At 58.9% G+C, this 24,872-nt stretch carries 14 protein-coding genes and 7 pseudogenes; 6 read left to right on the forward strand and 15 right to left on the reverse strand.

Annotated elements, in window-relative coordinates; all coding sequences use genetic code 11:
- Nucleotides 1-83: 83 nt before the first annotated feature.
- Nucleotides 84-539 (reverse strand): hypothetical protein, encoded by a 456-nt coding sequence (locus G6P99_RS37900; protein WP_246709737.1) that lies wholly within the window; start codon nucleotides 537-539, stop codon nucleotides 84-86.
- A gap of 274 nt (nucleotides 540-813) precedes the next feature.
- Between G6P99_RS37900 and G6P99_RS37905 the strand changes: the two genes are divergently transcribed.
- Nucleotides 814-1,230 carry a hypothetical protein gene (locus G6P99_RS37905; RefSeq protein ID WP_029085209.1) on the forward strand — a complete coding sequence of 139 codons (417 nt, stop codon included), beginning with the start codon at nucleotides 814-816 and terminating at the stop codon, nucleotides 1,228-1,230.
- A gap of 158 nt (nucleotides 1,231-1,388) precedes the next feature.
- Here G6P99_RS37905 and G6P99_RS37910 read toward each other — a convergent pair whose 3' ends face one another.
- Nucleotides 1,389-1,961, reverse strand: coding sequence for a hypothetical protein (locus tag G6P99_RS37910; protein WP_156929135.1), 573 nt, complete (start codon nucleotides 1,959-1,961; stop codon nucleotides 1,389-1,391).
- 264 nt (nucleotides 1,962-2,225) lie between these two features.
- On the opposite strand from G6P99_RS37910, the pseudogene G6P99_RS37915 reads away from it, so the two are divergent.
- The 3 genes and pseudogenes from G6P99_RS37915 to G6P99_RS37925 all read left to right on the forward strand — a co-directional run.
- Nucleotides 2,226-2,635, forward strand: a pseudogene (locus G6P99_RS37915) (IS630 family transposase); the annotation flags it as partial.
- Nucleotides 2,636-3,503: 868 nt separating this feature from the next.
- Entirely contained in the window at nucleotides 3,504-3,677 is a 174-nt protein-coding gene (locus G6P99_RS37920) for a DUF3892 domain-containing protein (RefSeq protein WP_175619680.1), read from the forward strand.
- A gap of 2,024 nt (nucleotides 3,678-5,701) precedes the next feature.
- Nucleotides 5,702-5,959: a hypothetical protein gene (locus G6P99_RS37925; RefSeq protein WP_156929117.1), complete on the forward strand. Its 258-nt coding sequence runs from the start codon at nucleotides 5,702-5,704 to the stop codon at nucleotides 5,957-5,959.
- Nucleotides 5,960-6,994: 1,035 nt separating this feature from the next.
- Here G6P99_RS37925 and tnpC (G6P99_RS37930) read toward each other — a convergent pair.
- The 3 genes and pseudogenes from tnpC (G6P99_RS37930) to G6P99_RS47795 all read right to left on the reverse strand — a co-directional run bounded on the left by tnpC (G6P99_RS37930) (nucleotide 6,995) and on the right by G6P99_RS47795 (nucleotide 9,349).
- Nucleotides 6,995-8,586: pseudogene (tnpC, locus tag G6P99_RS37930) on the reverse strand (IS66 family transposase).
- 74 nt (nucleotides 8,587-8,660) lie between these two features.
- Complete coding sequence (gene tnpB, locus G6P99_RS37935) at nucleotides 8,661-9,005, reverse strand: IS66 family insertion sequence element accessory protein TnpB (RefSeq protein ID WP_165125830.1); 345 nt, start codon at nucleotides 9,003-9,005, stop codon at nucleotides 8,661-8,663.
- Nucleotides 9,002-9,349: a transposase gene (locus G6P99_RS47795; RefSeq protein WP_029085231.1), complete on the reverse strand. Its 348-nt coding sequence runs from the start codon at nucleotides 9,347-9,349 to the stop codon at nucleotides 9,002-9,004. Before G6P99_RS47795 ends, tnpB begins: the two co-directional genes overlap by 4 nt.
- Nucleotides 9,350-9,475: 126 nt before the next feature.
- Between G6P99_RS47795 and G6P99_RS37945 the strand changes: the two are divergent.
- Nucleotides 9,476-10,045 (forward strand): annotated as a pseudogene (locus G6P99_RS37945) (transposase); the annotation flags it as partial.
- A 4-nt stretch (nucleotides 10,046-10,049) separates the two neighbouring features.
- Here the strand turns inward: G6P99_RS37945 and glmS are convergent.
- From glmS to G6P99_RS37990, 9 genes and pseudogenes are all read right to left on the reverse strand, one after another.
- Nucleotides 10,050-11,237 (reverse strand): annotated as a pseudogene (glmS, locus tag G6P99_RS37950) (glutamine--fructose-6-phosphate transaminase (isomerizing)); the annotation flags it as partial.
- Between the two features lie 78 nt (nucleotides 11,238-11,315).
- Nucleotides 11,316-12,080: a Crp/Fnr family transcriptional regulator gene (locus tag G6P99_RS37955; protein WP_051346837.1), complete on the reverse strand. Its 765-nt coding sequence runs from the start codon at nucleotides 12,078-12,080 to the stop codon at nucleotides 11,316-11,318.
- Nucleotides 12,081-12,981: 901 nt separating this feature from the next.
- A pseudogene (locus tag G6P99_RS37960) lies at nucleotides 12,982-13,743 on the reverse strand (IS110 family transposase); the annotation flags it as partial.
- A gap of 447 nt (nucleotides 13,744-14,190) precedes the next feature.
- On the reverse strand, nucleotides 14,191-15,207 hold the full coding sequence (locus tag G6P99_RS37965; protein ID WP_165125836.1) for an SDR family NAD(P)-dependent oxidoreductase: 1,017 nt from the start codon (nucleotides 15,205-15,207) through the stop codon (nucleotides 14,191-14,193).
- Nucleotides 15,208-15,771: 564 nt separating this feature from the next.
- Nucleotides 15,772-17,151, reverse strand: coding sequence for an exopolysaccharide Pel transporter PelG (gene pelG / locus G6P99_RS37970; protein ID WP_165125838.1), 1,380 nt, complete (start codon nucleotides 17,149-17,151; stop codon nucleotides 15,772-15,774).
- On the reverse strand, nucleotides 17,152-18,669 hold the full coding sequence (pelF, locus tag G6P99_RS37975; RefSeq protein WP_165125840.1) for a GT4 family glycosyltransferase PelF: 1,518 nt from the start codon (nucleotides 18,667-18,669) through the stop codon (nucleotides 17,152-17,154).
- Nucleotides 18,666-19,679, reverse strand: coding sequence for a tetratricopeptide repeat protein (locus tag G6P99_RS37980; protein WP_156929071.1), 1,014 nt, complete (start codon nucleotides 19,677-19,679; stop codon nucleotides 18,666-18,668). Before G6P99_RS37980 ends, pelF begins: the two co-directional genes overlap by 4 nt.
- Before the next feature lie 59 nt (nucleotides 19,680-19,738).
- Entirely contained in the window at nucleotides 19,739-20,767 is a 1,029-nt protein-coding gene (locus G6P99_RS37985) for a GAF domain-containing protein (RefSeq protein WP_029084933.1), read from the reverse strand.
- 125 nt (nucleotides 20,768-20,892) lie between these two features.
- The gene (locus G6P99_RS37990; protein WP_029084932.1) at nucleotides 20,893-22,239 is read right to left on the reverse strand and encodes a polysaccharide biosynthesis/export family protein; all 1,347 of its coding nucleotides are present in this window, start codon (nucleotides 22,237-22,239) and stop codon (nucleotides 20,893-20,895) included.
- A 233-nt stretch (nucleotides 22,240-22,472) separates the two neighbouring features.
- Here G6P99_RS37990 and G6P99_RS37995 point away from each other — a divergent pair.
- Nucleotides 22,473-23,155 (forward strand): annotated as a pseudogene (locus G6P99_RS37995) (IS630 family transposase); the annotation flags it as partial.
- Between the two features lie 182 nt (nucleotides 23,156-23,337).
- Here the strand turns inward: G6P99_RS37995 and tnpC (G6P99_RS38000) are convergent.
- Nucleotides 23,338-24,855, reverse strand: a pseudogene (gene tnpC, locus G6P99_RS38000) (IS66 family transposase); the annotation flags it as partial.
- Nucleotides 24,856-24,872 lie beyond the last annotated feature (17 nt).

A 24,872-nucleotide genomic window follows, 5' to 3' on the forward strand; every position in this document is an offset into this window, starting at 1 on the left:
CCCGACCGGCGATCGCTCTCGCAACGTCTCGAGCGCGAAATCGACGATGTCCTGCATCGCCAGATAGCGGAAAACGATGCGCATCAGCCATCGACCGAGACGATCTCATCATTCGGCCCGGTCACGATCTCCTCGACCTCTGTCGGAATCCAATCGTTGAGCGCGTGGTCCGCCTGCTCTTGCTCGATCCGGTCGAGCATCTTTTTGCGCGCCTTCATCAGCGCGCGCTCTTTTGCTTCCTGGAACGCCTTCCGCGCGTTGAGGCCGGCCAGGTCGCCCGTGATGACGAAACGGGCCTCCTCACTGGTCGAGATCCCATTGCGCGCGGCGTCGAGCTTGCGCTCATAATCAGCCCCGTCGAACACCTTGCCCATTAGCCGCGGACCTGCAGCTCGAATGCGATGATCTGCCCCCGGATTCGCCTGGTCGCGTCGTCGACGCCCATGATGTTGACCTCGGCGCCGGCGATCGCGGCCGACGCCGGCGCGCATTTCCTCCTGGTGACGATCGAGCGCGGCCTCGAATTCGGCCGGCGGCATCGCGGCCAGGCGCGGCCAGGCGCGGCGCCTTCGATGACAGTTTGCGGTCGATCGCGTTTATCTGCGCCACGCTCGGGGACCGCATCAGGGATCAGCGTTTTGAACGGTAGAGCTGCTGAGCCCGTTCCCTGGCATCAAATCGCGATCCGTCAGCGGCAGCATGGTCGACAAGGCAACCTTGCCGGCCGGCACCGGCGCCGAGGGATCATTCAACAGGATGACGTGCCGGTCGCCCTGGCGGATCTCCCCGACGATCTCCGCCGGCTGATAGCCCTTGACCTTCGCCAGGACAGCCGCCTCTTTCGCGACGGCCCGCGCGCAGCTTCTTTTCCTCGGCCGAGATCTGCTTGTCGAGCTCGGCGACCTCGGCCTCGAGCGCGTCGACCTAGGTCTCGAGCTCGCCGATCTGCGCGGTCTCGGCCTCGGTCGGATTGGCGTTGCCCTGCAGCGCGTTGAGCTGCTCGAGCGCGGTTTTGCCGTCCTTTGCCTTGTTGGCGCGGGCCTGGCGCAGCTGCTTGATGGTTTCGAGCTAGGTCGTCTCGCCGAGATCCGCAGCATTCCTGACGTCGACAATCTGCTCGAGTACGGAGAGCTGCGATCGTGGCTCAACGCGACCGAGATGCAGCTGCTGCGCGACATCGTCAAAATCGAGAACATGCTGCCGTCACGGCGCCGATGGGCACTTACTTGATAATTTGCATCTCCCGCGCAGCCGCGGAATCAATCGGGCATGCCCTGGCGCCGAAACCCGCATATTTCCTCCGCTACTGGTCCGGCCCCGTCGATCGAAACGCCGGCTTCAAGACGGTGCTGGTCTTCTGCGTCGGCAGCAAGAACGGTTCCTCGCCGTTATGGATATTGCAACGGAAGCCCGGTCATGGACCGCGAGAATCCGTCGAGCATTTTGATCTCCTCCGGGTCTATGTTGCCATCCGCCTCCATCACTTTTGCGCATGCCGATAGCGTGGCGACCATGTGACCTGAATTGCCTCGTGCGAGATGTTCGACTGCGCGATCTATCGATTCTGTGGTCGGCCGAAGCCGGCGAATGTAGAGACGCAAACGATCCTCATCCTTTCCGTTCAACTCAAACTGCGAACGAGCACAGCACGTCCCCATAAAATCAAGTATAACTCCGACCTCATCTGGAATGAGTTCTCCGTCAGCCAAACCAACGGCGGTTAAGAGCAACCCGCCGCTTTCGCGGCACATGGCCCTCAATCGAGTCCACTTCATCTTAAATTCGTTGGCCGCTTCAATCTCCGCGTCAGATGGCGGCCAGATCACGCCAAACGTTTCGCTAAGGAATTTGCTGGTTGGCTCGATCACAACTCCATCAAAATCCGCGACAGCATCGATGCGATCAACTCGGAAGTAGCGCGTTGCTTTGCGAAGATGACACCTTGCGACCAGGACTGGCACTCCAAAATCCGTGTGACGGATACTCCAAACGCGAATCGCGCGAACGCTAAGGTTTCCGCCTACATCTCGATAGTGCAGTACGAAGGATTGCCCTTCTGCATGCTCGATTGTGCCGGGCACCTTCTGAGGCGTGACGTGAACTTCGTCACTATGGTCCGCGTAAGGAACCACTAGAGCGGGATGGGTCTAGCTTGAATCGATTTGGGATTCCCAAATCGGAAGGCTTCTGATTCAACATGCTGGCTGGGAAGGAGGCCAGCATGGATGGGACGAGCCTATTCGGACGACCTTCGTGAGCGGGTAGTGAGAGCTGTCATCAAAGGTGGCCTGTCGCGGCATCAGGCAGCGGCTCAATTTGGGGTGGGCATCAGCACGGCGATCAACTGGGGACAGCGCTTCCACGAGACCGGTAGCGTCAAGCCAGACCAGATCGGGGGCTATCGGCCAAAGAAGATTGCGGGGCCGCACCGCGAATGGCTGATGCAACGGTGCCGAAACGATTTTACCGTGCGCGGGCTGGTGGCCGAACTCGCTGAGCGTGGCCTGAAGGTCGATTACCGCACGATGTGGGAGTTCGTCCACGCCGAGAAGCTCAGTTACAAAAAAAGACGATGATTGCCGCCGAGCAGGATCGTCCCGATGTCACCCGTCGGCGGGCGCAGTGGACCAAGTATCGGGATCGGATCGCCACACATGGATAGCCCCTTTTAAATGGCGTGAGCCGTCGCGTCGGTTGTCATCCCGCCCCCGCGCGATAGAGCCCTGCTTGTCCCTCTGACTTGAAGGATGGAGGGGCATGTGCCTGGTGTCTACCGCGATCCGGTCAGCCGGCTGCCCCCCTAGAGTAGGTAGGAGCCCGATCCAATGTTGATGCTGTACCGTCAAACGTCGTTAGCCTCTCGGGCTGGACTCCGTGGAGCATCAGGATCTGACGATGTCTATGAGACTGCCAACTTGCGCGCCGAAGTTAAGAAGCGCATTGCTCAGATCGAAAGTATGACGCTAGTCCAGATTCAATGGTTCATGATGGATTGTATGTCCGAGCGGTCTGCTGGCAGGATGAAGGCATGTGAGGGCAATGCTCGCCACGCGCTGAACAAACGGGTCAGCATTCTCGGACGAGACCTTGTCGCGACGCGGGAGAGCTAAGCGCAGTGAGAAGGCCGCGATCCCGAAGCCGGGTCGCCAAGCTTGTACGCCTAAAGAAAGAACTCGCGGCATGAAGTTTGCACACAAACACAGGAGCGGTACCCGCTCGCGTCAAGGACAAGAGGAGCGTGGCATGTTCGAACGATCACACTTTCGGTCTTATTCAACCTCGTCCCGCATTTGTATTGGCCTTGCGGTCTTAAGCGCCGTCCTGCTGGTCGGGATAATAATGCACTACGTCGCGCCGTAAGGCCGCTCCCCAGTATTGGGGTATCCTCGCTTGGTTGATTGGGGATTTGCTGGATGCCGTTCTGCCGCTGGAGACGAATAGGAGTGAGCCATGACTAGCCGCATTGCGTATTCAAGCAGTCGGTGGTTCAGGATGGCAAGAACTTGGAAGAAACAGCCATTGCAAACGTCAGACGCGACAAAAGCGCTTATGAGGTCACTGAGCAGGGCAAGACGGTCAAGGTGATCGTCGAAGAACACGATGGTCGCCAGTACCTCAAGACCGAGAACGATCGTTTTCTTCCCGACAGTCTTCTGAGTCTTCAGGATTGCTCGTGACCGGCGTGTCGTAATGTGACTTGAAGTCGTGGTCACACGGGGGCGGCGGTCCGGACCGTTGGCAAGCCTTGAAGTGAGTCACAGAACCGACATCGGTCGCGCTGTATACGTTTGCCACTGCAATCTTTTGCCGCGCTCATGAAGCCGCGCGCACGACGCCAGCGAAGGCGCTGGGCGTGGCGGACAAAGGCGTGGACATTGCGCAGCTTGTGGACGTTGCTCTCGCTGTGGCGCCTGCGCGGCTCACCGCACCGACATCGCCCCGGATCGGCGCTGGAAGTTCAGGGTAATTGACGGCGGAAAGAGCCAAGGTTGTGTCGGGGCCGGTTGACTCGGAACAGGCGAATCATCCAACATTCCCGATGGTGTGCAGATTCGCGCACCTACGGAAATACCGGGGTCTGGACACCCCGGCTTCCGTGATCCGCAACCAGCTTTCGGGGACTCGCTGCGGAAGTTGTTCACAAGCGGCACGTTGCCGACCACAAGACTCTCCTGTCAAGAGTCCCTGAGGCCTTTTCTAAGAAAGGCCTTCAAATATGAAGACTAATAGTGGCGGAGACTTCGCCGCCGTCATCCCCAGCTGCACCACCCCCAAGCGACGCCGCCGTCCCCGCAGAGAAGCAGTAATCAGCATTGTTCGGCCGACCTGTCGAGATCAGGCTGTCGGCTTTAGGTCTTCCGCATTGGAAGGCCTACGACCATACGTGAAAGAAATGAAGATAACTGACCTTCGAGAGCTCGAAGAAATGGCAGTGAAGCTAGAAGCCGCTCGCAAGCTTCCGCATGCGGCTCGGTCGTGACGATCTCCTGCGAGACGCTGATTTGGCGGTGTAACTTCCAGAGGAGAAGTTACACCAATGGCATCTCGCGAATTTTCGTGCACAGTTAATCGCCTGCCTCCCAAGCAAATCGTTCAAGGTGAAGAAGTAGATTGGATACGATCAGGACCGCGACAGGATGGCTGCAATTGCCGCACTGGCTCATTCTCGTAGGGGCCGTGCTGGTAGTCGTCGGCCTCATTGGCCTTGTGATCAGCCGCCGACACCAGGCGAAGGGCCAGGACGAACCGGCCACGGAGCCGCGTCTCGAGCCAAACCCCCAGTTGCCAACTCTGCCGGATCTTCTTGGCTCACGGCCACGAAAGCATCGGGAGAAGATCACCAAGCCGTTGTGATCCGAAGACTCGATCTATTTCGAGAGGTAAGCGTGACGCGGCCTTTCGGCAAAAACTGCGGCTTGAGGGGCCGGCCGCTTCGAACGAGGTTAGGTAAGCCCCGATTGCCAGGCTAGCCTTGAAGCGCGGCAAGTCGGTGGACTTTATAGCGTATTGGCAACGGCATCTCGGCGGTCAAGCGCGACCCGAATTTTGCCGGCGTTGAATGGGCGTCAAGTTCTCTTTTTCTTTATGTTTGCGAGCAAAAAACGCTCCGCAATAGCTCTCCCCTCAGCCAAGTGACAATCCCTCCCGGACGGTTGTACTTCCTAATATCCACAATCTTGGCATCGGTCCCTCGGAACGTAATGCCAGTATGGCTTCGTGACCAAAGCTCGGAATTTATCTGATGGTACCACGCAGCAAAATGGCTCGTATAGATCCATATAGCCAGCCGTTCTGCGGCAGAAAGCCCTTGGCTATCAACACCATCGATCAACTTGCTGCGAAAAAGTGACTGCCTTCCTAAGAAATGGCGCGCATCGCATTCGGAACTCCGTCAAGACCTGAACAACAGCAGCGGACTCGGGAATTCACGCTAGCCAAACAACAGGGCCAAAGCTAGTTAAACGAAAGCCATGGACCTCTTCCTCCGCCGTCGCGCCGGATCAGGCTCGCGACCGAGCGAAGCCCGGCGTTTCGGACCTCTGGCTTGAAGGATGGAGGAGCATGCGCCTGGTGCCGACCGCGATCCGGTCGGCCGGCTGCCCCCTAGAGTAGGTAGGAGCCCGATCCAATGTTGATGCAGTAACGTCAGCCGCCGTTAGCCTTTCGGGACGGACTCCCGTGGAGCATCAGGAATCTATCGATGTCTGAAAAGACTACTACTAACTTGCGCGCCGCAGTTAAGAGGCGCATTGCCCAGATCGAAGGTATGACACTAGTCGAGATTCAACGGGTCATGATGGATTGTATGTCCGAGCGGTCTGCTGGCAGGATGACGGCATGTGAGGGCAATGCGTTGCGCCGCGCGCTGAACAAACGGGTCAGCATTCTCGGACAAGACCTGTCGCGTAAGGGTTTGCGAGCTGCAGGCAAAGCGCCGCCAACCTGCGGGAAAGAATAGGAGTGATTCATGACTCGCGCTGTGTACGTCTGCTACTACAATCTTTTGCCGCGCTCAATGAAGCCCCGCGCACGACGCCAGCGAAGGCGCCGGGCGTGGCGTGCGCTGCCCACGGAGACGCCCGCGGATCGGCGTCGGAAGTTCGTAGTAATACAGGGCGGCCGAGGCTAGGTTTTCGTCTTGGGTTTAGGCTGAATAGCAGGACCTAATAGCGTCTTATGATAATCGCTAACGTCGGCGCCTCGATCAATGGGATTATCGCCTAAAAAATAGCGGCCCTCTTGGTCTAAGACTGCCGCCAAATATCTATCTTCCGAGTGCCAAAATTTTGAGTTTTGCCTTCCGACGGTTGGAAAGGCCGCCCCGGCTGGCCCCGAGTGGTTCCAGGAGATCAAGTATGTATGACGGCTACCGTCTGCGCCTCGATCGTGCCGTTGCCCACATTGGATTAATGTCACGGAGTTTGAGTAACCGGCCCGCAATTGCCATGACGTCTCTCGACAGCGTCCTACCCTAGACTAGGCTCATTCTATGATCGCGCCACCTCGCCAGCATCAACTTGCATATGTCACGATAGTCGTCGTCGCCACCATCGTTGGTGTGTGGCTCGTCGCAGACGCAGTGTCATGGGCGATCGGACGCCAAGCGTCTACGATTTGCCAAGCTCCTGTCGCGCGTCCAGCACGCCCGACCGGTCAAAATTAGCCGTAGACCGGCCGCGTTGCCCTGTACCTGCGCGCCGCGGGAGCTCCCCGCGCAGCGTTCTGAGCCAGACCGACCATCGAGATTGCCAGGTCCTCTCGACGAAGCCTCCGCCGCGCACCGGGGTGCGCACCGTGATGGATTTCGGCGGTGGCCCCTGAACTGCCCCCGTTTTGACCGGACACCGGCGTTAGCCGGAGGAGCTAGGCCTAGTCCTAGGCATACGCCTATGTCCGAGACGTTTTCGAAGTTTCAAGTCATCATCGGCGTTGCCCGCCGGCATCGGTTCACGACGGAACAGAAGCTCTTGGGTAAGCGGCAAGCTGAGGCCGTTCACGCGGCGTGGTTCCATGGCATAAGCGCCTCGATCTGGCTGCTCGGCCAGCCGTTGGCGATGCGCTGAAGCGTGAGGGTGAGCCAGGCGAACGGATCGACGTTGTTCATCTTCGCTGTCTGCAGCAGTGTCGCGATGGTCGCCCAGGTTCGTCCGCCGCCGTCGCTGCCAGCGAAGAGGCTATTCTTTCTCGTAATTGTTTGTGGCCTGATGGCGCGTTCGACGATGTTGGAGTCGAGCTCAATGCGGCCGTCGGTCAGGAAGCGCTCGAAGATGGCACGGCGCGAGACGGCATAGCGGATTGCCTCGGCCAGTTTTGATTTGCCGGAGATCCGCCGCAAGGTCTGCTGCCAGAGATCAAAGAGATCTGCGACGACCGCCGCGGAGGCTTGCTGACGCGCGGCAACGCGTGCGTGGGGACTTTGACCGCGCACGGTCTTCTCGACCTGCCAGAGCTTTGCCATCCGCTCGACCGTCGTCGTTGCCACTTTCGAGCTTCCTGCAACATGCAGCTCGTAGAACTTGCGTCTGCTGTGTGACCAGCAGCCAGCCAATGTGATGCCATCATTGCCGCGATCGGCGCGCGCCAACTTGTTATAGGCGGCATAGCCATCCACTTGCAGGATGCCCCGATAACCATTGAGATGGCGGACCGCGCATTCGCCGGAGCGGCTGTCTTCGAAGCGATAAGCCACCATCGGGGGACCGCTGCGGCCAAAGGTGCGGTCATCTCTGGCATAGGCCCATAAGTAGGCCGTTTTCGTCGATCCGGAGCCGGGAGCGAGCGTCGGCAGGGTGGTTTCGTCGGCAAAGACCCGTTCGGCCTTCTTGACCTCGCTGAAGATGTAGTCGGCCATGATCTCGAGCTCGAAGCCGAGCTTGCCCATCCATTGCGCCATCAGCTGGCGGTCGAGCTCGACATGATCGCGCGCGTAGATCGCCTCCTGCCGGTAGAGCGGCATGCCATCGGCGTATTTGGCGACCGCGATCTGGCCAGAAGCGCTTCCGTCGGAATGCCTCCTTCAATGATATGGGCCGGAGCCGGCGCCTGGATTACGCCGTCCGCGTTCTTGAAGGCATACTTGGGACGGCGCGTGACGATCACACGGAACTTCGCTGGCACCACATCCAGACGCTCCGACACGTCCTCGCCGATCACCACCTTCTGCTTGCCGGCATGCTCAGCAAGGTCTTCCGGCTCAATGACGGTTTCGATCCGTTCCAGATGGGGCGCAAAGCCCTTGCGCCGACGCGGTGCACGCTTGCCATCCGCTTGCTCATGGCCCTTGCTGACCTGGGCCTTGATTGCAGCGATGCCGGTCTCAATTTCCTCGAAGACAAAGGCCTGCTGTTCATCGTCGCCGTTCGCAGAGCCGAGCTTTTCCGATCGTCGGCCGAACCGGGCGCGGTCGAAGGCCTTCAGGATCTGCGTCAGCCGCTCGATACGCGCATCGGCATCGGCGTTGCGCACCCTGAGATCGGCGACTTCGCTCTCCAGAGCATCGGCGCGGGCCGCCCTCTCGGCCAGGGCAAGCACCATGGCTCTCAGCGTCTCTACGTCATTCGGGAGGTTGAGATCGGGCGGCGTCATTGGCCCGACCAGAGCACATTTTGCCCCGGTTCTCTTGCCTTTTCAGCTCACTGATTCACTTCGCCGCAGCGCTTTTACCCAACAATCTCCGGCGGCTTGACCGCCACGGTCCGGACCCGCTTCCAGTCCATTCCATCCACCAGTGCCATCAACTGCGCAGGATTCATCTGCACCCGATGATGCCCGATCCGCGGCCAGCAGAACTTCGCCTTTTCGAGACGTTTTAAATAGAGGCACACGCCGGAGCCATCCCACCATACGATCTTTATTCTGTCGGCTCTTTTGGCCCGGAAGACATAAAGCGCACCGTCGAACGGATCTGAGCCCGCATCGCGCACAAGCGCAACCAGGCCATCGATACCCTTGCGGAAGTCGACTGGATGGCTGGCGAGGAACACCTTCACGCCCGAGGGAATCATGCCGAACGCACCGCCCGGATCACTCGCTGCAAGTGCGCCTCGTCGACGTCCACGCCGGCACGCACGACGACCTCGCCAATGGCAATCTCAATCACTGTGCCTGCCACAGACGCCACCACGCCCTCGCAACTCGAGTGCCGCGAGCGATAATGCCGCTCGGCCCGAGCATCACGGCGCCAAGCGAACAGCTGCGACGGGTGAATGCCGATCCGGCGGGCGATCGCCGAGACGCTCGCGCCAGGCTCCAGCGCCTCTGTCACAATTTGCGCCTTGAACTCGTCCGACCAGCGTCGGCGAAGCTGCCGCGGCGCTCCCTCAAGACGGTCGGCGACCGCTTCGATCATATGGAAGGTTCTAGTTCCAGAACTAGGCGCAGACATAGAAGCTCACATCGGCTCACAAACTCAGCAGCCGATAGCCGATCGCTTACCACTCCGCCAGACGGGGTTTCTTTGCCGCTTACGCTCTTGGTCGTCAACGAGACGCTGCAACCGGGCATGTCAATCAGCTATGTTGCCCGTCGCCATGGGCTCTCCCCGAGCATGGTCTTCCGATGGAGACGGCTGATGAGCGAAGGGGGCAAGGAAGCGGTGCGCGCGGATGAGGATGTGGTCGCCGCGTCCGAGGTCCGGAGGCTGGAGGAACGGTTCGAGACCTCGAACGCATGCTCGGCCGCAAGACCCTGGAGGTCGAGATCCTCAAGGAGGCTCTTGACCTTGCACGGGTAAAAAACCGACCTTGCTGTCGCGATCGCAGGCGCCGGAGGATACCCCGTGAAGCTGATCGCAGAGACCCTCGGGGTGGCCCGTTCCAACCTGGTGGAGCGAGCGAACGGGAAGCGTCCAAAGCGAGGTCCCCAGATCCGCGCCGGGGATGCCGAGCTCACTCCCGATATCCGGCGCCTGGTGGATAGCCGGCCGAGCTATGGATATCGGCGGATCGCCGCGCTCCTCAAGCGCGAGCGGCGATCCGCCGGCCACGACCCGGTCAACGCCAAGCGCGTCTACCGGCTAATGAAGAAGAGCGGCTTGTTGCTGGCCCGGTGGTGGAGGCCACTCCGACTTCCGGGCCGGCAAGCGTGGGCAAGACAATCTGGCTCGCGCGCGCCATCGTCGAGCTTGGCACGTTGACAACCGAAAGCAGCCGCCGCCCGTGAGCTTTTGCGAACTGCAGCGAGGCGAGTGTATCGGCGGTTTCTCCGGATTGCGATACAAAGACCGCCAGATTGCCGGGATCGAACGGCACCTTGCGATAACGAAATTCGGAGGCGATATCGATTTCGACCAGGAGGCCTGCGTAACGTTCGAACCAATACCGGCAATGAGCCCGGCGTGAAAGGCGGTGCCACAGGCTGTGATGGACACCCTGTTGATGTCGCGGAAATTCAATTCCGCCAGAGCGGGCATTTTGATCATGCTGCTCGCGATATCAATGTACTGTGCGAGCGTCTGGCCAACCACCCTCGACTGTTCGTGAATCTCCTTGAGCATAAAGTGCCGATGCTCGCCTTTGCAGGCGGCGATGGTCGAGGCGGCGATCCTGGCTGGCGGACGTTGAAGGTATTCGCCTTTCATATTGAGAAAGTCGATTCCCTGCCGCGTGAACCACTGCGAGGTCGCCGTAACTGATCATGTCGGTCATCGGCGCAAGAGCAATCGCATCGGATCCGAGGTACATTTCGCCCCGTCCATACCCGACCGCAAGCGGAGATCCCTTGCGCGCCCCAAGGATCAGGTTTTCGTAGCCTTGAAACAGAAACGCCAGCGCAAACGCTCCCTCCAGTCACGGCAGCGCGGCGCGTACCGCCTCTACCGGCTTGCAACCCCTCTTCAGCTGCTGGTCTACAAGATGGGCGTCCACCTCGGAGTCTGTTTCGGTGACAAAGCGCGCCCCTGCCCGCTCAAGCTCGTCACGCAACTCGCGATGATTTTCGATGATGCCGTTATGAACGACCGCAACGCCATCAACCGCGTGCGGATGCGCGTTCTCCTCATTTGGACGGCCATGGGTTGCCCAGCGGGTGTGGCCGATGCCTATGCGGCCGGCAAGCGGCTAACTCAGCCTTTTCTCGAGGTTCTTGAGCTTTCCGACTGCGCGCCGCCGCGTCAGGATACCGCGCTCTATCGTGGCGATACCCGCTGAATCGTATCCTCGATATTCAAGTCGTTTCAATGCATCCAGAATCGCGGCGGCGGCCGGTCCTCGCCCCACGAAACCGACGATTCCACACATCTTCCTACTCCGATGTATCTACAATTCGCCGCGAGGCATAAGGATACTTTGCGCTGGAACGCGACAATCGGGCGCCTGTTACCACAAGAGAACTGAGACCGTGATCTTCAGCATCGAAGGCACGGATGCGCTTTCTTCCACGCAACTCGCGGAACCGCTCTCCTGGCCGTCCCTCCTCTCGAATACTGCTGACAGCAACGACGCGAGGGGGGATCTCCTCCTCAGCGCCTCAAGGTCGATAACTCGAAGCACATGGCGGCTATGTCTTTCGATCAAGCCGCTATCGCATAATCTCATCATCGTCCTGCTCAACGTGTCGCAGTTGATGACGAGATAGTTGGCAATGTCAGTGCGCGACATGGGGAGATCGACGGACACTTGGCGCATCCCCTTGCGGAGATTCCGCAGCGCTAAACTCAGAATGAATGAGGCGACGCGCTGCTCGGTCTCGAGACGACCAATCAACAACTGATGAATGCTCGCGCGAGCCAGCTGATTCAAGGATCGGGCGACCAGAAATGCCCAATAATCTTGAGCTGGAATCGACCGGTCGACTGCAGGAGGATCCAGAGAGACCAACGACGCCCGGGTGATTGCTCGCAACGAATATCCGGGCGCGGGAAGGACGCTCGATGCCGATACAACGTCTCCCGCAACCAGGAAATCCAGTACCTGGAGCTTTCCCTTTGCGGGCATCGCATCGATTGCGAGCATGCCTTCCCGCAGGATGAGCACTCTTCCGGCCGGAGGAAGCGGAACGCGTTGTTGCGACCGGAGGTGCAAGCAGTCACCTTTTGCACCGATCACTTTGACAAAACGGGAAACCTCCGTTTCATCCAGCATTGGACTCATCGTTGATTGAAGCGTTGGCGTTGACCAGGAGCCCTCGACAATCGTCATTTGACGGAAAGTCATTTGGAAGACCTCTTGGAAAGTCCCGCGTCGAAGTAAAATATCGAGCGTTCGGAAATAGACAGATCAAATATTGGAGGGCAGCCTTAGCAGCAACGTCCCGGTTATCTACTCGTTAAGAAGGAGTAAGCCGAAAGGGCCCCGGCGAAAGTTAGCAAGCCGCACGATGGGACGATCATCACTGGCAAGGTCAATGAAATGTGGGGAACGGACATGACGCAGACGATCACCATCTCACGGCCAATGTCTTCGTTGCCGTGGAACACTCCAATTCGGAAGTCGTCGGCATTCATGCATCGCGGTCGGCCAATCGCTTCGAGGCCCCGGAGCCGGTGCGTCAGGGGTGCATCGGGGCTTCGGAGCCATGGCGCCCGGGGGGGCGCGCGGATTGAAGCTGCGTCATGATCATGGCTCCAACTACATATCCGACGATTTCCATGACGAAATCGAATGCCTGGGGATCGAAGCTTCGCCCTCCTTCGTGCGAGAGCCAGAGGCAACGGCGTCGCAGAGCGCTTCATCCGAACCTCACATGGGGAGGTTCAAGTCAAGGGGGGCGTATTAGGGTGACATCCGCAGATCTCCAGTATCTGTTCGGTATCCGAGGCTGAGCCCGATTGCCTGGACGCGGCTCGGTTCCGAGCACGATCAACCTCACATTCGGTCGCCGCGCGAAACGGCTGCACCAATATCCCGCTTGCGGCGGTCGGGGCTCAGGAAGACGAGACCATTCTTGAAGACGGGCTTTTTAGGCCATGTTCGGGTGCGGTTCGTCCACCTGGATCCGCCAGGACTGATCAAGTCCTGGAAGATTTAAGGATTCGGTCAGCGTTTATCGCCAGGTACGTTTCATCACGGCTCCGTCGATGACAACGCTTGCGGTCACATATTTCCAGAGCGCTACCAGCAACTTGCGCGCCAGCGCCACGATTGTCGTCTTCTTAAGACGGCCGCCATTGCGCCTGCCCCGATCTTCAAACCACAGGGCCAGCGCCGAGTGCGGCTGATGGCGCAGCCATAGCCACGCGAGTTGGACGAGCGTTGTTCGCAATCGCGGATTGCCTGCTTTAGACACGCCCTGTTCGCGATCAACCGAACCGCTTTGCCAGGGTGTTGGCGTTAGGCCCGCATAAGAAGCGACTTGGCGTCGATTGCCGAAGTGTCGGAAGAGCCCTTCCGACCAGAGGATGGCGGCGAACTCTGGCCCGATGCCCTTGATATCGAGCAACATCGCCGCCGGCGCCGGCGCTGCGACTTGTTGCGCGGCAAGCAGCACATCCCGCTCAGCTTCCACCGCCTTGATCTGCTCGAGCAACAGTTCCAACCGATCGAGTTCACGGCAAACCTGCGCCTTCAGGTGAACCCGCAATAGGCGACCATCGCCGGTCTGGAGCGTATCCAGCCATCGTCGCCGGTCGCTGCGCAGCGGCTCGTAGCCAGATATCCCCTGTGAGAACAGCAGCCCCTTGACGCGATTGACGTGCCGGACCCGCTCGACGATCAGTACCTTGCGCTCGCGGCAGAGGCGGCGGCGGTCCTCTTCCTCGGGAGTCGGTGCCTTGATCATCGCACAGACCCGGGGTTCACCCCGCTTGTGACACCATCGAAGAGCTGCGAACCGCACTCGTCGAGTTCGCCAATCGCGACAACGAAACCGGGCTCGTCGCCCGGCACGGATATCGTACCCCAGCCCAGGTGCGAGCCGATCAATGCCGGCTTGATCAGACCGCAACGGCCGATCTAAAGTTGGCCGCCTGAATAGGCTGAGCCGAGTGTCTCAAAACCGCGCCGCAGTACACAGGCCATTCGACAGACAATTTCTATTTTCCGCACTAGAATCGAGCCATTGAGGTGGCAGCCAGTCGTCCGTCGCAGACCATCGCCTTGCAATCCGACCGCTGCTACCGTCGGCCCAAATTCTCTGGAGCCGTGGATCAAGATGGCCGAACACGTCGTCCATACTGTCGCCTTCGATGTGTCTCGCCGCCTGCATTTTGCCACCGGATCGATCAATCGCAACCAAAACAGCGCGTAGAGCGGCCTAACTCTGTCCACAGTCTGGAGCAAAACCAAGATCGCCCGAATCTCGCACTTCGTTCGAGAAGCATCCGGGATCACTTGGTCCTGCTGCATCTAAAAGAGATGTTAGAGTTATAGCCAAGCCTGTTCTCAAATCCGTCTGGGCTTCAAACTTGAGTTCCTGGCACGCCCGCAACGGATCGCCAAGCGAGGCTCGGATATCCCCGGCGCGGGCCGGGCTAAAGTTTGGCGACACAGTGGTGCCGAGGATGCCAGTAATTGTGTGAACGAGATCCAAGACCGACGTCCTCCGGCCTGAGCAAACATTGTAGACATTACCCTCAGCTGACGCCCGCTCCATTGCTGCCAAGAGTGCGCGCACAACGTCGCCCACAAAGATAAAATCGCGTGTCTGCTGGCCGTCACCGAAAATCGTGATCCCCTGTCCAGCTTTCAGACGATTGCAGAAAATTGAAATGACACCTGAATAGGGCGACGCGGGATCTTGGCGCGGGCCGTAGGCATTGAAGAACCTTAGACCACAGGTTGGCAAGCCATGGACCTTCCCTGCCACGAAGGCGTGCTGTTCGCAGCCCAGCTTATCCGCGCCGTAGGCCGATAGCGGCTTTCCGGCTTCCGTCTCAGCCAACGGGATGTTCGCGTTGTCCCCATACACCGCGGCGGAGGATGCAAAAACCACGGGGACCGAGCCTGCAGCCTTCGCTCGTCGGGCTGCATCGAACACGGTGATGGCGCCCGTCAAATTCGTCCGATGTGTCCCGATCCAATCCAGATTGCTCCGCTCTACCGATGCAATGGCTGCAAGGTGAAAGCACCCGTCAATCTGGCTAATCGCCTTAGCGACTTTCCTCTCGTCGGTAACATCCCCTCGGATGAAATCAGCTTTTTGCGGCTTATTCGCCAGCTTGCCCGTAGAGAGGTCATCCAAGATGCGAACGGAATGGCCTGCTGCAATGAGGGCATCCGCGAGATGCGAGCCGATGAACCCGCAGCCTCCTGTAACGAGATACGTTGCCATAATAATTGAGAGGACTCCCTGGAATGGCGCTTATTTGAAACAGTCGGAGCGCAATTTCGCTGGTATGGGCAGAAAGGTCCCGCGCTTGGAATGGCGCCGCACCGGTCGACGTCGCTCATCACCTCCCCTTAAGATGGTGCTCCAAACCAAGACGGATTTCAATGTCTGGGCACTTAGCGTTGTACTGATATTGTCCTTTTCTACTGACTTCGATCAGAATTCCGCGCTCGATTAGTTCAGCCCGAAAGTCGGTCGGTCAAAATTGCCCCACTGCTGCAACCGGATTGATCGATCAAGCTGGACCAGGTCGTTTCGATGGGGCGGCAAGCCCGGGGACGGCCTCAGGCAAATAGCCGACCTGACACCAACAATTCGCCACGGAGGGACCGGGTGTGCCTGGTCAGACCGCCTGCTCGTACCGACAAGGCGCACCGCCTCATCGCCCAGTACTTGCGTGATTGTCACTGCTTCCATCGAGTTTCCTATCAACTTAGGGAAAAGTCTTTACGCATGGCAGGAACTCCATTCTCGTGCTTTGCGACGGATTCATTCTCGAACACCAAATCAACGTAGCGCCGGATTATTTGCAATGAATGTGATGTATGGCAGCCGTGAAATGCGTCGCGCCGCCATTGCATAAGCAAAAACGAAAGACAGTAATGTTGCGAGAAAGTAGCCGTAACCCTGGTAACCAACGCCCAACGGGATAAACACCCAGGTCAGAGCCGCATTTAGGAAGAAGAACACTGCCGTCACCGCGAGCAGGACTCGGCGAAGGTCAAAGTACGAGATAATAACCAATGTGAATAAAAGCTGGCTTTGGAAGAGGGCGCCGAGAACGCCGAATCGAAAAATCGGAACCAGTTCGAGATCATCGCGTGCCATGCCAAGGAGCCCTGGCGCGACGAGAATCGCAACGTAGCAAATGACCGTTTGGAGTACAGCGATATTACGGAACCCCTCCCTGAGCGCGCCAACGATCTCCTCATGGCTGCGCCGTATTTCGGCGTTGGTGGCATGGCTTGCGATATCGCGATAGAACTGAAGATACTTTTCAAAAAAACGGGTTTCGAGCGATACCAAAAAGAGAGTCATTGCCGGTATTATCGTCAGGTAAGCTAGAAACATAGCACCGTCGTAGGCTGGGTGCACAACCATCGCACCCGCGATGACTTTATGTCCGGGCGACAACCACATAACCCATTTGTCGACCCAGATCGCCGCATTGTACAAAAGGCCGATCACGGCAAACTCCCAGTGCGAACGAAATGCACGCAGGAAAGCGAAAGGGCGGACGACATCATAGGGGTACTCGGCAAAAATGCGAGCGACAAGGATGTAAAATACAAGTGCAAGACCGACCGTGAAACCGGCCAATGTACCTGTGGCTCCAAAAAATTTCGTCAGCAGGATAGCGAGGAAGAGAGCCGCCGCCATGCCGACACCAAATGCAGCACTGATTGTCTCGAAGCTTTTGAGCGCCGATAGAAAGACTGACGCGAGCCAAATTCCCCCAACCACAAAAAATCCGACGATTGCGAGAACACGATCTGTGGCGGGCATGTCCACGACAAAGCCATAGAACGGAATGGCAATTAAGGCCTGCACGCCGTACAGTAACGCGAGTGCTCCCAGCAGCAGTCCCGCCGCATCCTCGATGTCCTTAGCATAGATTTTGTCAGCCAGATGCCGGGTGATGACAAGCACAATTGGGCCTGCGAGCACCAACGAGAAAGCGAAGTTGTAGATGATCACGGTCGAGAAGCGAGCCAGTTCCTCGCGAGGAAGTAGGCCCCGGCCGAACATTTCCACGCCGCCCAGAGCAACCACAGTGAAGAGCCAGGGACCGGCCGACACCGCCGCTGCATGGGCATGGCTCAGCAGCCCGGCGGTTAAAGTGTCATGCCGGGAAAGGCGCCGGAGTGCGAAACCAATCCCGGCCATTTAGCAGACAGCCGCCGCGCTCACGACATGATCAGGCATGGCAAGGTACTCCTCATAAAGGGCGCGATATTGTTGATCCACAATCCTCTTATTATAGTACTTCTTCGTTCGCCGTCGGATCGCTTCGCCGCAGCGTTTCCTTAGGTCAGGGTCGATCAGCAGGTCAGCAAGTCCTTTTGCCGTAGCGAGTGGGTTCGAAAGAGGGGTCACGAAACCGCCCGGTCCGAGCGGGGGCTCCTCGTCAGCACGACCAAATATGATATCCCGACACGAACCGACGTCAGTGGCTACACTAGGCACACCGGCCGCCCCCGCCTCGAGCAGGACGAGAGGTTGAGCTTCACTTATGCTGGTAAGGGCGATCACATCGACGCGTCCCAGGTAGTCGTGCAATTTTACTGGCCCTGTGAATTCGAAAGTATCGGAGAGGCCAAGATAGGAGACCATCTCCTGGCATTCGCGAAAATATCCGGGATCCTCGTCCGTCGGGCCAAGCAGCAGCACACGGACCCCTGGCACCAAATCACGTAGCAAGGCGGCTGCACGAATATATGTTTTGACGTCCTTAATTGGGACTACGCGGCCGATGAGTGCCACCGTGGGGGGCCAACGCGAGGTGTCGCGTGGAATTCGTGAAAGGCTTTCATAATCAATCCCGTTAGGTATAATTGTGAGCTTGTCTTCGGGCGCACCGTCCCTGATCTGCAGGATTTGATTGCCGGTATAGAGGGTCGTGATCCGACTGCCGGCCTCGTAACAGGCATGCGAGTAGCCTGTAAAGGCATCGATCCAGACGTCTCGCAAATCGCGTCGTCCTCGCTCGATATCAAGAGATCCTGGCAGCTTATCTGCCAGCCAATCCGCCATCGCGATCTCGACGCGACGCTCGTTGGTGTAGATCCCATGCTCTGTCAGGAGTCCGGGGCGCCCGGTTTCGATCACGGCCCGGGCCATCACCAACCCTGCATAACCCGTCGAGGCGGCGTGATAGAGGCGTGCACACGGAAGGTCAGCCAGAACGACGGAGAAGAGCCCACCAGCCAGTGCTCGCCAGCTCCAGAAGTAGTTCAGGAATGAGCTGCCGGGGATGGACTGCTCGTACATACGCTGGAGCATTTCAAAAGCAGGCTCAGAATTCATGAGAGCTGCTCGGGTCGCAATTGTCGGCTGCCGCCGAATCGCGGCTAGCACAGCCCGGTAGTCCGTCAACCCACCTTGTCTGAGAAGGCGAGCGAGCGGCGGCTCCAAGTCTGCAATAAGGCGCCCGATCGCACGCCCCTCCGGAATGCGAGTTTCCGACTGCTGGAGCACAATCTCGGTAATCCCTGTGACGTTCGCCGGTAGTTTGAATCGGAGTGTCTTAGGGGAAGTATCGGCGGAGAGGGCAACAATGTGGAACGTGAGGTGGTGCTGAGCCTTCATGAGATCATGCGTCCAACTAGAGACGCCTCCTGCCACATACGGATAAGCGCCCTCTAGGATGAGGCACACGTCGGCTTTCAATTTACCAATCGTCATAGAGCGCGCGCCTCCTCGGCAATTGCTCCTGGGGCTGACCACAAACTAATTGACTCGCGCACGCCGTCCGGGAGGTCGGCCGTCGAGAGCTCGTCGACGAAGCCGATGCAGACCTTCCGTATTTGGTCGTAGCGCCTGAGGGCGAAGAGACCCTCGATATAGCGCGCAAGTAGCCTCGTCGAGCGAGCTTTCGCGAGCCAGGCCTCAAGCCTTATCACCGCCTCATCGGCTCGGCCAAGTTCTATGAGAAGTCGAGCCAAGGATTCCACAATGGAAGGATTCTGAACGCCCCTGCTGAGCACAACTTCGTACAGTTCTAACGCCTGTTGGCGCGTGGCATTCGCCCGTGTTTCATCCATGAGTCCCGTCTGCACGTATTCGTCGTAGAGACGCGCCAGATTCAGCAGTCGCTCCGGCTCGTCGCGCGGTGCCGCCCGTGACTCCGCGATAGCCATCGATCGCACAAGGAATTGATTTTCAATTCGGGCGGCGGCTGACGCCGCCTGGACCCGAATTGCTGGCTCAGCATCGTTCAAAGCCCTGCGAAGGGCTATGGAAAACGCGGGGATGAAGTTGTCTGTAATGAGAGTAATTACGGTTTCCTTTTGTTTTACCGTCCCCAGCGCCAAAATATCTGTAAACGGGGCAGCGGTACACCGAGCCCCCGGGCCGGCACCGCGCAGTGCAATCGTCGCATAGAGAGCTCGGACTTGATCATGCTCCGCGCCCGGAAACAGTGACGCATACCAGCGCTCGAAGGGAATTGCTCGGCGGACAAAAACCAAATGAAGCAAGGCGGCAATCGTTGAACCTGCTGCCCCGATGGGGCCTAGAGCTATCACCGAGACGACAAAAAGCAGGAAAATTGGACTGTGTTCTCCGCGCCGATACAGCCAACTCGCGGAGGCTCCCGAGACCCCTGCAAGCACCACGTGAATTACCACCAGCACCGGAATGCGATCATCGCCCCCCGAAACTGCTAGCTGAGCCAGCGTCAACTCGGCGGCCAAGACGATCGCTGCAGTGATCCAAGCGTACAAACGGGTGCCGTGCCTGGTGGGCCAGCGGATCACGGACGTGGCTTTGCCAAGCTTTGCGGATGTGGGTGCAGCTCCTTGACGTACAGGCCATCTTGGAGTTGCTCGACGCGTTGAGCATTCGCAAAGGCTGTGCCGATCCACTCACACAGGATCCGAAAGTTCTGCACGCAGGAAGGGTGGAGATCGAGAAAATCGATTTCTTCGATTTTGAGCATGCCTAGGATTTCACCGGTTTCGCACACCAGTGGCCCGGCTAACACGCCCTGCCCCCCCAGAACGGCTTCATGAACGGGATTCATTACACAAAGAAACTGCCGACGTGAGACAATGGCCTCAAAGAGGGCAGAAGAGCCGTCGAATTCGTGCACGAGCAGATTGCTTGGGATCCATCCCTCGGTTGCCGCGGCCTCCAGGATCTGCCCATTGAGCAAAAAAAGCGAAAATTTAATCGGCGACATGACTGACCGGACTAGATCAGCGATCCCGATTAACACCTCATGTGTGCTCTGTCGCTCGATCGCGCGCGACGCAACATACACAGTGTGTACCGTTTGCACTTGGCTCGCCACCCTCTTCTCTAGGCTACTCTTCGCTTGGGCGAGCTGCTCGTAAGCATGCGAAATGACATCAGCCTGTTGACCAACTTCCTGCAGGTTACGACGCAGTCTGTCACGCTCGCGCCGATGACTCTCTCCAACTTGTCCAAGCACGATGGCCGCGACAAACCAGAGCACGGGCTCGGCGGTGACCCGCAATAGCCAAGCAGAGAGGTCCTCACTAGACCCCTGCTCGGGCAGATTTCCGGTAAGCAGGGCCGCTGCCGAAAGGATAGCCGCAGCTAATCCCTCGTTTGCTCCGTAGTAAGCAGATACAAGGAGAACAGGAATCCAGAACGGGTGGGGCGAGACGTTCAAGAAGCGATTGCCAGCGTCGAAGAGTAAAGAGAAGACGAGAGTGACAGCCAGGAAGCCGATGATTTCGAGTAGCGCGGAAAGGCGCACCCCAAAGATGCGCCGCGGCGACCGGGTGCCGTGTTCTGTTCCCTTGTGTTCTGCCATCTGAGATCTCATGGGATCGAGAAGTATAAGTAATAGCCGGGTGCGGCCGTACCCTTGGACGTTGGCGTGATCCAATCAGAACGGCGCCAATGGATTGATCCCGTAACCAGCCTGGATCTGCAAAGCTATTCGGCTCCCTTAGGAGCGCCTTCCAGCGCGCCCGTCTTGAAAGCAGATCTACCTGGTCCTGGAGAGTATGGCTGATCGCTACCGAATTGAACTCTCAGCATGTCTCCGGGCAGGATCGGCGTCGATTCAGTTGCAGTGATCTCAGTCTCACTTCCGCTCTCTAGGTTTTTGCGGACAATGTTGAAGGTGAACGCCCGGTTCTTGCCTGGGACACGCTCGGCTTCAGTTGTGATTGGCTGAGCTGTCCGCACCTGCTGCCAAAGTTCAGCCAGCTTTGCCTGAACCTGCTGCAGTTCGCTGGCGATCTCCTCCCTTCTTCGGTTCTCGGCATTAAGCGCCGCCGCTTCAGCTCTGCCGCGATCTTGCCGGGCCCTTAAGGCCCGACTTTCGAGATCCCGCTGCTTGACTTCTACGTCAGCCAGGATGCGGTCCAGGTCGAATTCTCGGCCAGAGAGTGCTAGTCCCTTGGCCTGAAGGTTGCGTTGGTTGTCTACCTGGCGTTGAATACCGTCCGCTTGGCGCTTGAGGCTGGCCCCCTGTCCCTGATGAGCTTCCAACTCCTTTTCCAACAGCGTGGCCGCGTTCCTCTCAGACTCCAATGCGGTCTCGAAAGCGCGACGGCGGGCTTCGAAGATGGTTTCTTCCAAACGCAACAGCTGGGCGATGGACGAGTTCCATTTGCGTTTCAACATGTCAGCAGGAAATTCGACGGTTTTCCCGCCGCTGAGCTCCGCATTTAGCCTTGCTTCCCGTGCGCGGAGCTCATCGATCCTGGCCGCCCCCGCTTGCAAGGTAGCTCTGGCTGTGGCGGCATCCCTTTCGGCTTGAACCGCAACCGCAGGGTTTATGCGGTAGAACCCCCCTGCCAGGCTGACACACCGAAGGACGGTTAGCCCAGGACGATAGGGGTACGCTCCCGGTCGCTCCACCTCGCCCAGAACATAGAACGGCCCGAACTCTATTATCTCGACCGATGTGGTCGGCAGCTCCCTCAGGGACAATTTAGCCCGGAGTTTTTGTGAGATCGCCTTGGCCAGCGCAGGCAGGTCCAGACCTGCGGCGGAAGTATCTCCCAATAGGGGTAGAGAGATCATTCCAGCGGGACTGATCGTGTACTCTCCCGTGAGAGGGGATCTAAGCTCATTCGTTGCGGCGAACCACTCAACCACGCTTACTCGGATCTTATCTTGCGGACCAAGGCGGTATTCTTCGGCATGGGCAGCGGCCGGCCGACCCAAACAGAATAACAGCAAAAAAATCCATTTCGCCGCAAGAAACGCACCGACTTTCCCTCGCCGCAAAGGATTTGGAGTGTTGAGCTGGATCAGCCGCGCTCTGCTCATCGGCGGTGGCCTTATTTGTTTCAGATCACATCGTACCGTGACCTTCAGGTTTAGCGCGCTCGACCTGGTTCTGCACGAAACATATTCTGATCCGGATCAGAAGACGTTAGTCGTTCTCATGTGAAACTCAGGCCGCCACTAGAGCATTTTCCGACCGGAACGAATCGGGTGGGGATTCCCAAAACGGCGCGAGTCAGATTCAAGCTACATGCTGGCGAGGGAGGCCAGCATGTATGGCCAGGGCGCTTTCGGTTGATCTTCGCCAAAGGGTGGTAGCAGCGATTGACGGTGGCATGTCCTGTCGACAGGCTGCCGAGCGCTTTGGTGTCAGCGCGGCCAGCGCGATCCGCTGGCGCGGTCGCCTCAAGGAAGTTGGCGACATCGTTCCTAAACGCCAGGGCGGTGACCGCAAATCGAAGCGCATTCGCAATTGATTCTGGAGGCGGTGACAGCGAAGCCGGATATCACGCTCGCCGAGTTTGCGAGAACTGTTGAAGCGTCGTGGAACATCGACTGGCATCGCGTCGCTCTGGCGTTTTTTCGAGCGCAGAAAGATCACACTTAAAGAAAGACAGCGCACGCCGCCGAGCAACGGCGCGGCGATATAAATGCCGCGCGTGAGGAGTGGTTCGAAGGGCAAATCGATCTTGACCTTGAGCGTCTCGTCTTCATCGACGAAACCAGCGCCAACACCAAAATGGAGCGGCTTTACGGGCGGTAGCCACGCGGCGAGCGATGTCGTGCAGCTATCCCACACGGACATTGGAAAACGACGACATTCACCGCTGGATTGCGCTCCGACGGTCTGATCGCGCCGCTTGTTCTGGACGGTCCAATGGATGGCGACGCTTTCCCGGCCTACGTCGAGCAATTGCTCGCCCCATCGCTGCGGCCGGGCGATACCGTTATCATGGACATGTGTGGACGCCCCGTGGAAGCAAGCTGAATTTTTGGAACGAACGGCGCGCGTATCGGGGGCTGACATGTGTCCGGCCTTTGCTGCGGCCATGACATGCCGCGGGCCCGTATGGGAGTTCGCGGATCGGGTCCAAAACAACTTGGCGCGCTCGAAGCGCTCGTCCATGAACTGGTTTACCCGACCTCGTTGAGGCGACAGGTCGTGATCATCGTCAGCATGATGGCGGCACGGTCGGCGCCACGCTGGCTGCCGGCGAAGGTCCAGTTGCGCCTTCCCAAGGCGATGCCCCTCAATGCCCGCTCAGCACAATTGTTGGTCAAGCAGATCCTGCCATCGTCGAGGAAGCGGGCGAAGTCGTCCCAGCGCCTGAGCATGTAATTCATAGGCTTCAGGACCTCGGAGGAGCGAGAGAGGGTTTCGCGCTCACGCAGCAACCAGGCGTGCATGTCCCCGAGGAGCGGCTTGCTCTTTTCCTGGCGCACGGCGCGCCGCTCTTCGGCGCCGCAGCCGTTAATGGCGCGCTCGATCTCGAACAACACATCCAGGTGCCTGACCGCCTCCAGCGCGATCGGAGAGACCGGTTTACCTCTCTTGCCTTCGCGGGCATTCTTCTCGATGTCAGCCAGCTCGAAGAAGCCCCGCCGCGCATGGGCGAAGCAAAACGCCGGCGTAATCGGCAGCACCTTCTTCTGCGGGTCGAACAGCGGCTCGAAGCCGTTGTAGCAATCGGCTTGCAAGATGCCGGCGAAGGCGGCCAGATGCTTCTGCGGATGCTCGCCTCGTCGGTCGCTCGAGGCGTAATAGACCGCCGCCGGCGGCGCAGGCCCGGCAAAGGGCCGGTCATCCCGCACATAAGTCCAGATCCGCCCGGTCGTGCACTTGCCCTTCGCCAGGATACGGATGGTGGTATCGTCGCCATGAAGGCGCTCGGCCGCGAGCACATGGCGTTCGATCAAGTGGAAGAGCGGCATGACGGCGAAGGTCACGTGGCCGACCTGGTCGGCCAGCGTCGACAGCGGCAAATCGATCCTCTCGGCCTTAAAGCGCGCACTCTGGCGGTTGAGCGGGATATGCATGCCGAACTTGTCGAACAGGATCGTCGCCAGCAATTGTGGGCCGATGAAGCCGCGCGGCGTGGCATGGAACGGCGCGGGCGGCTGGCTGATCTTCTCGCAATCGCGGCAGGTGAACTTCTCGCGTACCGTCTCGATCAGCTTGAAGTGGCGCGGGATCTCCTCCAGCGTCTTGGTCACATCCTCACCGATCTTCGCCAGCCGCGATCCACCGCAGCAGGCGCAGGTCGTTGGAGCCTCAATGACGACGCGCTCGCGTTCGATGTCATCCGGCCATGGCTTGCGCACCGGCCGCTTGCGCATGAAGGGGCGGACGTTCTGCGTCTTCGCCGCTGCGGCCTGCGCGGCAAGCTCATCCTCGCTCGCCGTGGTGACGAGTTCTTCGAGCTCCAACTCCAGCTGCTCGAGCAGCCGTGCCGCGCGCTCGGAGCGCTGCCCGTACAGTTCGCGTTTGAGCTTCTCGATCCGCAGTTCGAGATGCGCGATCAGCGCCTCGTTGTCCGACAGCTCCGCCCGCGCACTGGCAGCCACCGCCTCGGCTCGCAGCCGCGCCTCACGCTCGGCCTGCAGCGCCGCCAGGGCACTCGCAAGGTCCGATGGAAGATCGTCCGGCTTCGATATCATGAAGCCATTGAATCAGA

This window comes from Bradyrhizobium sp. 6(2017), assembly GCF_011058295.2.
Taxonomy (GTDB): Bacteria; Pseudomonadota; Alphaproteobacteria; order Rhizobiales; family Xanthobacteraceae; genus Bradyrhizobium; species Bradyrhizobium septentrionale.

Coding starts and splice junctions, on each gene's coding strand:
- G6P99_RS37900 (WP_246709737.1), bottom strand. CDS start 539: ATGCCGCCGGCCGAATTCGAGGCCGCGCTCGATCGTCACCAGGAGGAA.
- G6P99_RS37925 (WP_156929117.1), top strand. CDS start 5,702: ATGTCTGAAAAGACTACTACTAACTTGCGCGCCGCAGTTAAGAGGCGC.
- tnpB (WP_165125830.1), bottom strand. CDS start 9,005: ATGATTCCCTCGGGCGTGAAGGTGTTCCTCGCCAGCCATCCAGTCGAC.
- G6P99_RS47795 (WP_029085231.1), bottom strand. CDS start 9,349: ATGATCGAAGCGGTCGCCGACCGTCTTGAGGGAGCGCCGCGGCAGCTT.
- G6P99_RS37955 (WP_051346837.1), bottom strand. CDS start 12,080: ATGCTGGATGAAACGGAGGTTTCCCGTTTTGTCAAAGTGATCGGTGCA.
- G6P99_RS37965 (WP_165125836.1), bottom strand. CDS start 15,207: ATGGCAACGTATCTCGTTACAGGAGGCTGCGGGTTCATCGGCTCGCAT.
- pelG (WP_165125838.1), bottom strand. CDS start 17,151: ATGGCCGGGATTGGTTTCGCACTCCGGCGCCTTTCCCGGCATGACACT.
- pelF (WP_165125840.1), bottom strand. CDS start 18,669: ATGACGATTGGTAAATTGAAAGCCGACGTGTGCCTCATCCTAGAGGGC.
- G6P99_RS37985 (WP_029084933.1), bottom strand. CDS start 20,767: ATGGCAGAACACAAGGGAACAGAACACGGCACCCGGTCGCCGCGGCGC.
- G6P99_RS37990 (WP_029084932.1), bottom strand. CDS start 22,239: ATGAGCAGAGCGCGGCTGATCCAGCTCAACACTCCAAATCCTTTGCGG.